Below are 10,040 nucleotides of genomic sequence, written 5' to 3'. Positions count from 1 at the left end.
ACCAGACGGATGCAGCTATCCCTGGGAAAAAACACCCATTATTTTCAGACTTATTTCGTGCAGCTATGCGTGGCTTTTGTTAACTCAAATCGGGTAATTTTGCGGCAGCGTTTTTCTCTATTCCAATAAGCGGCATTAAATTATCAACCGCGGAAGCATAATTAATTGCCGAACTCCAGCCATCATACTCGGCGATTATTTTCGCCGACGTGGCCTGCCAGACATCCTGCTCAACGCTGAGCAAATCATTAATGCTCCGCTTGCTCAGGGTGTATTCATTTTTATAAACCTCGCGGGCCCGCAGCGCATTTTCCAGCTGCCGTTTCCCGGCCTCCATTCTTCCCCGTGCGCCGGTCCAGTCAGCTTGCGCGACGGAGGCCTTTTGCAGCACGTCGAAACGCGCCTGATCGACCTGAGAGGACGCCATCGCCCGGGCGCCCTCAGCCTGACGCACGCGTGCAGATACCGCGCCGCCCTGATAAAGCGGTGCGTCAATATTGAGCTGGATCTGGTCGTCCCAGTATGAGCGGTTGTCCGACTCGTAACGCGTGCGTCCCCCTTTCAGGCTCAGGGTTGGCCAGTGCTGGGACTTCGCTGTTTCAACGCCATACTGGGCCGAACGTTCCATATTCTGCGCGGCCATTACCGCCGGTATTAACGAATAATCAATGCGGTTAAGCGAATCCGGCTCAACGGCGAGGTTTGCGGGTACCGGCGAATAATGATCTGCCTGCATTCCGGTTAATACCGCGAGCCTTGCGCGGGCGCTGTTCAACGCGGCGTTATACTGCGCCACCGTCGCCTGCATGCCGGCAATACGCGTGCGGGTCTGGAGTTCATCGGAGGTGGAACTCACGCCCGCATCGGCGCGCAGCTTGGCCAGCTGCTCCACGTTTTTCAGTGCCTGAACGTTCTCTTTTGCCGCCTGTAATAGGTCGGAATAACGTTTGACCTCCACGTAGCCGAGCGCCGTTTTTTCCGCCACGTCAGAAAGCGTGCTCATCAGCTGGTAGCGGTAGCTATCGCGCTGGGCGGAAGACTGGCTGATGCTATTGTTAGTCTTGCCAAAATCGTATATCAGCTGGGTCAGGCTCACTCCCCAGGCCGCAGAGTTCTTCAGCGAACCGCTGGAATCGGTGGTCTGGCTATGCCCCGTACTCCCGTTCAACGCTATTTGCGGCATCCAGCCGCTGCGCGCCTCGTCTATTTGCGCCTGACCAATACCTAACTGCGCGGCCTGCTGGCTAATTGACGGATCGCGATCGATAGCGAAAAGAATACTTTCCTTTAAGGTCGTCGTTGCCATCGGGGCAATACCTACCGCGCCACTATTGGCATAAGCCGTATTTAGGGCTAATGAAATTAACGCCAGCGTAGCTATAAATTGGCGTGAAACAGGCTTGCGTAATATCGTCATTTTATCTCCCTGACTCTGAGTGATACTCAAGCAATTACCCAAAAAGAGGTACAGATAATTAGACAAATATCTTATTTAACTTCCTCGCTAAATTTCAGGTAAAGCTCCCCATACCCATTTCCGATGGAGATGAGATCCGCCTTTGTCTTATTAAATTTAAGAAATTACTTATTTCATAAGTTGATTTGCAGCATAACAAAATGTGGTATAGGCCACTACACCCACAATGTTAATGCGGTGTTACATATAAGAAAAAACATGGGGTTTCTGGACAAAACTCCGAAAGTAGCCTTTCAGATGAAACATCAAAACACACTGTAATTTAAGGAAAATTCTTAATCTCCTCTGCGCACATTTTTGCGTTAATTTCTGAGCGGGTCAGACACAAAGATTTTCAAAGAAGTGTCAACTTAAGTAAGAGCCATCAATTTGTTGAAAAATAATTCTAATAAAAAACATAAATCAGACATTAAATGCTTTATTTTAATTAAATATCAGCATATTCCACCAGTTAATCACAATACATTGGTTACATAACCCAAATCGTTGATTAAAACATAACATTAACACTGTGGTTAACATTCAGAACGGCTTAATGATATCCGCTTAATATAATTCCAATAATTAAACATCAACCTGGTTTACGATACTCCTTCCTTCTGCGTCAAAATGCTGTATTATGCAATTTATTGCGACATTTTGCAGGATTGCTGCCCATGCACAAAACCGCACGTCAACGCTATGTCCTTGATATTCTCAGTGAACAAGGTCAGGCCAGCATCACCGAACTGGCAGAAAAGCTGCAGGTTTCGGCGGATACCGTTCGTCGGGATCTGACCGATCTTGAAAATCAGGGGCTTGCCCAGAAGAATCACGGCGGGGCTATTGCTCTGAATCTTTCGGCCATGAATCGTCAGGGCCGCAATACCCTGCTGCCGGAAACCAAGCAGCGTCTGGGGAAACAGGTTGCGCAGGCGGTTCCGCCGGGTTCCACCCTGTTTCTGGATGCCGGCAGTACGGTGATGGCCGTAGCCACTTTTTTGCAGGGGCCTCACACCGTGATCACTACCTCGCTGGATATCGCCCAGCATTTTAGCGACCGGGAAGACATTGAGCTTATTCTGCTCGGTGGAAAATGGGACCCGAAACAGCGCCTGTTTGCCGGCAGCGCCACGTTGTCCCTGCTGTCACGCTATCGGGCCGATATCGCCATTCTCGGTGCGTGCGCTCTTCATGCCGAACTCGGTTTGAGTGCCGGTAAAGAAGCGGATGCCGAGGTGAAACGCGCGATGCTCGCCGCAAGCCATGCGCACTGGATTGTTGCCGATCACCTGAAAGTTAACCGCTGCGAGCCGTATCTGGTCTCCGGGCTCACCGATATTCATCAACTCTTTTTAGATCGTCCCTGGCCTGAGCTTGGGGACCCTGGCGCATTACGGGTCACGGTGTGCGCGCAATAACGTGGAGAAGGTCATGAGTAAAGTTCAAACAATCAACATTGCGCTGATCGGGTATGGTTTTGTCGGTAAAACCTTCCATGCCCCGCTGATCCAGTCCGTGGACGGGCTCAAGCTGGCGGTGGTCTCTTCCCGTGATGAAGAGAAAGTGAAGCGCGATCTTCCGGATGTGCTGGTGGTAGCCACGCCCGAAGAAGCCATTCAACATCCTGATGTCGACCTGGTGGTCATTGCCTCCCCTAACGCCACCCACGCGCCGCTGGCGACGCTGGCCCTGAACTCGGGAAAACACGTGGTCGTGGATAAGCCTTTCACCCTGGATATACAGGAAGCCCGGGACCTGATTGCCCTGGCGGATGAAAAGCAGCTTCTGCTCTCCGTTTTCCATAACCGCCGCTGGGACAGCGATTTCCTCGGCATTAAGCAGATTATTGAGCAAGGCACGGTTGGCAAGGTTAAACATCTGGAGTCGCATATTGACCGCTTCCGCCCGGAAGTGCGCGTGCGCTGGCGCGAGCAGAACGTCCCCGGCAGCGGTCTGTGGTTTGACCTGGGCCCTCACCTGATCGACCAGACGCTTCAGCTGTTTGGCCTGCCAGAGTCTGTTCAGGGAAATATCGCCACGCTGCGCGACGGCGCAGAGGTTAACGACTGGGCTCACGTGGTCCTCAATTACCCGGATCATAAGGTGGTTCTGCACGCCAGCATGCTGGTGGCTGGCGGTACGGCGCGCTTTACCGTTCACGGGGACAAAGGCAGCGTGGTGAAAGCCAGAATCGATCAGCAGGAAGCGCAGCTGCTGGCTGGCGTAATCCCCGGCAGCGACGCCTGGGGCGAAGACGACGACAGCATGGTGTTCTTCGGAGCTGATGGTGAACCCCAAACGATTGCCACGCCAAAGGGCGATCAGCGGCAGTACTACATCAACGTGCGGGATGCGATGCTCGGGAAGATCGCCAATCCCGTTCATCCTGTCGAGGCGTTAGCGGTTATGGCTGTTCTGGAAGCGGCGGTGAAATCGTCAGAGACGGGGTCAACGCAGACGCTGGCGTTAACTGATGAAGAGCGTGCTCTTCTGGGTTAAAAATCAAGCCGGGTGGCGCTGCGCCGCCCGGCACGAGTTAAAGACTACTGACGCTTATTCGGCATCATGCGCAAAAGAGTATTATCTTTCCAGAAATAGTGGTGCATCAGCGCCGCAAAGGCGTGCAGACCAATCACGAAATAGCCCAGGTTTGCCAGCGTAACGTGCCACTCCTTCAGCACATCCACCAGGTCAAAATTCCCCTCCGCCGCGTGAGGCATCGCCAGACCAAAGGCGAACCAGTCGTTTCCACGGTTATACATCATTACAATGCCAATCAGCGGCAGCGCAATAAACAGCAGATAGACGATCAGATGCCCAAGGTGGGACATCCCGGTAATCATCGCTTTGGGTTTAGGTTGAATGGGCGGTGCGGGAAACTTCAGGCGGATCAGCAATCTCGCCACCATCAGCACCAGAACCGAGATGCCGCAGGAGACGTGGATCATGTTAATAAGCGGTCGGTCGGAACGCGGGAAAAAGCCCCTGAATTCCATCGCGCAGTAGGCGACGACGATTAACAAAAACACCAGCCAGTGAATCGTGATTTGCAGGCTTGTATATTTAGTGCGCATGGGATTTCCTGAAATAAACAGTCACCGCGCCAACATAATCTCCTTTCCTTAAAAATTCATTAACTTTTCTGTATGGTTTTTCAAATACTTCCCCTCGCATGAAGCATCTTCAATTGCTGCCCTGCCCGTGATGGTCTAAGCCTGGATGAGTTCAAACTGTCGTATTGACACGTTCACAGGAGAACACCATGAGTAAAATTGGCATTAACGGATTTGGACGCATTGGACGCCTTGTGCTGCGCCGCCTTCTTGAAACCCAGGACAGCAATACCGTCGTCGCCATCAACGACCTCACCTCCCCGAAAGTCCTGGCCTACCTGCTCAGGCATGATTCCAACTACGGTGGCTTCCCCTGGAGCGTGGACTTCACCGAGGATGCGCTGATTGTCGACGGTAAAACCATCGCGGTGTACGCCGAAAAAGAGGCAAAGCACATTCCGTGGAAAGCCGCGGGCGTGGATATCGTCGTGGAGTGCACCGGCTTTTATACCTCAGAAGAAAAATCGCGGGCGCACCTGGACGCCGGTGCGAAGAAAGTGCTGATTTCGGCGCCCGCGGGTGAGATGAAGACCATCGTCTATAGCGTGAATGACGATACCATTGACGCCAGTGATACCATTATTTCCGTCGCGTCCTGCACCACCAACTGCCTCGCACCGCTGGCAAAAGCCCTGAACGACGCGTTTGAAATTAAAGTGGGCACCATGACCACCATTCATGCCTATACCGGCACCCAGGCGCTGGTGGATGGCCCGCGCGGGAAAGATCTGCGCGCCTCGCGGGCGGCGGCAGAAAATATTATTCCGCATACCACCGGTGCGGCGAAAGCCATCGGCCTGGTGATCCCCGCGCTCAGCGGCAAACTAAAGGGTCATGCCCAGCGCGTGCCAGTGAAAACCGGATCGGTAACCGAGCTGGTAGCGATTCTGGGTAAAAAGGTGACGGTCGAGGAGATCAACGCCGCGTTGAAAAAGGCGACCCAGGGGAATAAATCGTTCGGGTATACCGATGACGAGATTGTTTCTTCAGATGTGATTGGCTCGCACTATGGTTCGGTGTTTGACGCCACGCAGACGGAGGTGTCAGAAGCGGGAGATCTGCAGCTGGTGAAAGCCGTTGCCTGGTATGACAACGAGTATGGGTTTGTGACGCAGCTGGTGCGGACGCTGGATAAGTTTGCGGCGCTGTGATTCTCCCCACCCAACCCTCTCCCCAAAGGGGCGAGGGGATTGTTCCGTGCCTAAATTATTTTACGTGCGCCCTTCAAGACAGGATCCTGCTGTAGCTGTTTCCACGCGGCAGTCACCGCCTCCGGAAAGGCAACGTGGGCGATAAAATCCCGCCCGGCCGGGCCATAGCCGTTGACGTCATCATACAGGCGCGGCAGTTCCCCCATAACCAGTGAAAGATAACGGTCAACGGGCCACAGCCCGGCGTTGCCCCCACTAAACTCTACGCCCTCAGTGCCGTTTTGCAGCGCTGGCTTAAACCCGGGATGGCTGATCCACTGCGGTGATGCGGGTTCATCGCGGCACACGCGGGCAAACGTCGCCATCGTGCGGCGCTGCATCGTTGGGTCCTGCACCACCAGCACGCGCCCGCTTGTCCGCTGACGCTCTTTCAGCATGTTCCAGCTAAAGCGCGCGTTTTCACCGCAGTTGGTGGAGCGATCTTCAACCCACACGCGCGCCTCGGGGATCTGCCAGAACGCCCGCGCTACGTCGGCGAGAATGCTCGCTTCTGCCCGCCCTTCGACTTGTAAGGTGTGATAACGCGGATGATTGCCGATAGCAGCATATAAAAAGGTTGTCGAATGCCCGATGCCGCCGCTAATCAGAAGCGGCACGTCTTTCTGAGAGGCAATACGGCAGGCTGCCTCAATGGTCGGGATCACCGCGTTGCCAGCCAGAATCACCGCATCAATCTCCGGGGCCTGACGCGTCATGCTCAGGTCGTCCTGCGCCAGCCATGCGCCGACAGTATTGATGGCCGCCAGTGTGGCATTCGCCAGAAGGGGAAAATGGGGCTGAACCATGGTGAACTCCTCACGTTGTTGAAGCAGCTAATTTACCATTTTTCTGAAATAACCAGAAACATCCAAAAATCATCGGGTTGCACCTGCCTATTGTGCTTTTAATTTCCAGCCCTACAAAACATTGTATTGTACAGGCGTCATGAAAAAGCAGCCAACGCTGCTAATTTAACCGTGATCTGACCAGTTTCAGCCCGCCAGTGCTTGCTAAATGCAACATCCAACCCTAAGTTGCTTAACAATTTCACAACCTTTTTCATCTTCACGGGTTGCACCTGAAGCGCGCCAGGTGACACCTCATATATCAGCAACGTGGCGGGGTTTCAGGTCATGACAGAACATGAAAGTACGACGACGGTATTACGAAAAAATAAGAAGGTGTTAATCGCCAGCCTTACCGGGAGCGCCATTGAATGGTTTGACTATTTCCTCTACGGTACGGCGGCCGCGCTGGTCTTTAATAAGATCTTTTTTCCGATGGTCGATCCGGTGATCGGACTCATTCTCTCGTATCTCTCTTTCTCATTAACCTTTTTTATACGTCCCATTGGCGGGGTACTTTTCGCACACATCGGTGACCGCATTGGCCGTAAAAAAACCCTCGTGCTGACCCTCTCTTTGATGGGAGGTGCAACCGTTATGATTGGCCTGTTGCCCACGTATGAAATGATTGGTATTTGGGCTCCGGCGCTGCTGATCCTGATGCGCATCATTCAGGGGATGGGTATCGGCGGTGAATGGGGCGGTGCGCTGTTGCTGGCCTATGAGTACGCGCCTGAAAAACGCAAAGGGTTCTTCGGCAGCATTCCGCAGGCGGGCGTCACCATCGGCATGCTGATGGCGACCTTTATCGTGTCGCTGATGACGATGTTCAGCGAAGAGGATTTTCTCTCCTGGGGCTGGCGTATCCCGTTCCTGCTGAGCTCTGTTCTGGTGTTGCTCGGCCTGTGGATCCGAAAAGATATTGATGAAACGCCTGATTTTCAGAAAGTGAAAGCGTCCGGTCAGGTGGCTAAGGCTCCCCTGCGCGATACGCTGAAACATCACTGGCGTGAAGTGCTGATTGCCGCCGGCCTCAAAGTCGTGGAAACCGCGCCGTTTTATATTTTCTCTACGTTTGTGGTGAGCTATGCCACCAGCACGCTAACCTATCAAAAATCGCAGGCGCTGGAGGCCGTGACGCTGGGGGCCCTGGTGGCCACGATAATGATTCCGTTAATGGGGCTGCTCTCGGATAAAATTGGCCGTCAGCGTATGTATGCCACGAGCGTCTTTATCCTGGGTTTGTTTATCGTGCCATGGTTTATGCTGCTGAATACCGGTACCACGTGGGGGATTGTGCTCGCGACGGTGATCGCCTTTGGTGTGCTGTGGGCACCGGTCACGGCGGTACTCGGCACGCTGTGCTCTGAAATTTTTAGCGCAAACGTGCGTTACACCGGCATTACGCTCGGTTATCAACTGGGTGCCGCGCTGGCTGGCGGTACCGCCCCGCTGATTGCGACCGGCCTGCTGGCAAAATATGACGGCGACTGGGTTCCGGTGGCCTGGTATCTTGCCGTCACGGTAGCCATCTCCTTAATCGCGATTTTCTGCGCCAGCCGCGTTAAGCGTGCCACTCTCGTCGAGGCGCAGCCCGAACGTCTCTGACCTTTCCCGGCCCGTCCTGCGGGCCGCTCTTTTTCCTTAAATTTCTCTCGTACATTTGATTAACATGCGCAAATCATATTCACTTGAATTATCATTTGCGGCAGACGTAGAATCGCTAGCCCGCTAATTATTCAATCATTTCTAAGGTAATGACGTTATGCGCCTGCCCGAACGCGACCCTTATGCTCCTCGCGAGTGGCAGCCCCATGAGAAACCCGCCCTGCTGGGTTCGCCTTCCACCCCCGAGCACAGTACGCCAAAACGCGTCGCCTATGGCGTCGTTGGGCTGCTGGTTTGCCTGACGGGGGCACTGGGCAATGCGGTGGTCACCGCCAACCTGCAAAACCTGCAGGGAACCTTCGGGGCCTGGTCGACCGAAATCGCCTGGCTGCCTGCAGTCTATGTGATGACCAACATCTCCATTAACCTGCTGCTGGTCAAATTTCGTCAACAGTACGGCCTGCGCGCCTTTACGGAAGGTTTTCTGGTGCTGTACGTGCTGGTCACCTTTTTCCACCTGTTCGTTAACGACCTCAGTTCCGCGCTGATGGTACGCGCCGCGCACGGGATGGTGGCCGCCGCGCTCAGCTCGCTGGGGATTTACTACCAAATCCAGGCCTGGCCTGCGAAGCATCGCCTGAAGGCGCTTACCATCGGGATCACTGGATCGTCGCTCGCTATTCCGCTGGCGCGTCTGTTTTCCACTGAGCTTCTCCAGCTGGACGAGTGGCGCGGGCTCTATTTCTTTGAACTGGGGCTGGCGCTGATCTCCCTGGCCTGCGTAATCGCCTTAAAACTGCCGCCGGGTGACCGACGCAAGGTCTTCGAGAAGAAAGACTTTGTCACCTTCTTTTTACTGGCTCCCGGAATGGCCCTGCTCTGCGCCGTGCTCTCTTTAGGCCGTCTTGACTGGTGGTTCGAGGCGCCGTGGATCGGCTGGTCGCTGGCGCTATCGCTGGTGCTGATTGTTTCCGCCATCGTGTTTGAACATAACCGCGCTAACCCGCTGCTGAACACCCGCTGGCTGTCGAGCGGCAGCATCGTTCGCCTGGGGCTGATCATGCTGCTGATCCGCATCGTGCTGGCGGAGCAAAATACCGGCGTCATCGGCTGGCTGCAGTACGTGGGGTTACAGAATGAGCAGATGACCCATCTGGCGTGGTCTATTTTCGCCGGGATCGTCTGCGGGATCGTCACCAGTTGCCTCACCATTAAGCCTACAAAGCTGGCGTGGCCGATTATCACCTCTTTGGCGCTGATGATTGTTGCCTCGCTGCTGGACAGCCAGTCCAATAACCTGACCCGCCCGGATCAGCTGATGGTCAGCCAGTTCCTGCTGGGCTTCGGCAGCGCCTTCTTCCTGGCGCCCGCCATGCTGGCCGCCATTGGCGGGGTCATTGCCGACCCGCGTAACCTGGTCAGCTTTTCGGTCATGTTTGGCATGAGCCAGAACCTCGGCGGCCTGCTGGGATCGGCGATTCTCGGCACCTTCCAGACCTGGCGCGAGAAATACCACTCCAGCCTGCTGGCGGATCAGCTCACCACGCTTAACCCGCTGGTCAACGAGCGGATTCAGCTTTATACCCAGATGTATAAAAGCCTGATTGGCGACAGTACGCTGCTGGGAACGCAGGCCATTACCCAGCTACAGACGGTGACCAGCCTTGAGGCAAATATTCTGGCCTACAACGATACTTATCTGCTGACGGCAAGCATCGCTGCCGCCACGCTGGTCTGGATTTTATGGCGCTTGCTGCGCCTGCGCATTACTGCCCGTATGGCGCTGAAGAACGCCACCGGCAACAAATAATTGTAATATTTCTGG

Annotated in this window: 9 protein-coding genes; 5 read left to right on the top strand and 4 right to left on the bottom strand. The window is 54.4% G+C overall.

Going from position 1 to position 10,040, the window contains the following annotated elements; genetic code table 11:
- Window positions 1-79: 79 nt before the first annotated feature.
- Window positions 80-1,417 (bottom strand): TolC family outer membrane protein, encoded by a 1,338-nt coding sequence (locus AC2FAJ_RS02650; protein WP_041910078.1) that lies wholly within the window; start codon window positions 1,415-1,417, stop codon window positions 80-82.
- A 716-nt stretch (window positions 1,418-2,133) separates the two neighbouring features.
- Between AC2FAJ_RS02650 and AC2FAJ_RS02645 the strand changes: the two genes are divergently transcribed.
- Both AC2FAJ_RS02645 and AC2FAJ_RS02640 read left to right on the top strand, forming a co-directional pair.
- Window positions 2,134-2,877, top strand: a complete 744-nt coding sequence (locus AC2FAJ_RS02645; protein ID WP_028013082.1) for a DeoR/GlpR family DNA-binding transcription regulator — start codon at window positions 2,134-2,136, stop codon at window positions 2,875-2,877.
- Between the two features lie 13 nt (window positions 2,878-2,890).
- Window positions 2,891-3,958: an oxidoreductase gene (locus tag AC2FAJ_RS02640; RefSeq protein WP_045630386.1), complete on the top strand. Its 1,068-nt coding sequence runs from the start codon at window positions 2,891-2,893 to the stop codon at window positions 3,956-3,958.
- Window positions 3,959-4,002: 44 nt separating this feature from the next.
- Here the strand turns inward: AC2FAJ_RS02640 and cybB are convergent, their stop codons facing one another.
- Window positions 4,003-4,533 (bottom strand): cytochrome b561, encoded by a 531-nt coding sequence (gene cybB, locus AC2FAJ_RS02635; RefSeq protein ID WP_032644876.1) that lies wholly within the window; start codon window positions 4,531-4,533, stop codon window positions 4,003-4,005.
- Between the two features lie 188 nt (window positions 4,534-4,721).
- Between cybB and gap the strand changes: the two genes are divergently transcribed.
- On the top strand, window positions 4,722-5,723 hold the full coding sequence (gene gap, locus AC2FAJ_RS02630) for a type I glyceraldehyde-3-phosphate dehydrogenase (RefSeq protein ID WP_028013079.1): 1,002 nt from the start codon (window positions 4,722-4,724) through the stop codon (window positions 5,721-5,723).
- A 50-nt stretch (window positions 5,724-5,773) separates the two neighbouring features.
- On the opposite strand, the gene AC2FAJ_RS02625 is transcribed toward gap, so the two are convergent.
- Window positions 5,774-6,568 carry a YdcF family protein gene (locus AC2FAJ_RS02625; protein ID WP_041910084.1) on the bottom strand — a complete coding sequence of 265 codons (795 nt, stop codon included), beginning with the start codon at window positions 6,566-6,568 and terminating at the stop codon, window positions 5,774-5,776.
- 137 nt (window positions 6,569-6,705) lie between these two features.
- Window positions 6,706-6,831, bottom strand: coding sequence for a hypothetical protein (locus AC2FAJ_RS02620; RefSeq protein WP_255344340.1), 126 nt, complete (start codon window positions 6,829-6,831; stop codon window positions 6,706-6,708).
- Between the two features lie 64 nt (window positions 6,832-6,895).
- Here AC2FAJ_RS02620 and AC2FAJ_RS02615 point away from each other — a divergent pair, with 64 nt between their 5' ends.
- Window positions 6,896-8,215 carry an MFS transporter gene (locus AC2FAJ_RS02615; RefSeq protein ID WP_041910086.1) on the top strand — a complete coding sequence of 440 codons (1,320 nt, stop codon included), beginning with the start codon at window positions 6,896-6,898 and terminating at the stop codon, window positions 8,213-8,215.
- Window positions 8,216-8,372: 157 nt separating this feature from the next.
- The gene (locus AC2FAJ_RS02610) at window positions 8,373-10,025 is read left to right on the top strand and encodes an MFS transporter (RefSeq protein WP_032644875.1); all 1,653 of its coding nucleotides are present in this window, start codon (window positions 8,373-8,375) and stop codon (window positions 10,023-10,025) included.
- Window positions 10,026-10,040 lie beyond the last annotated feature (15 nt).

Source organism: Enterobacter cloacae complex sp. 385G4, from assembly GCF_057320665.1.
Note: the sequence above shows the minus strand (reverse complement) of the source record. Positions and strands in the feature narration are given on the sequence as shown.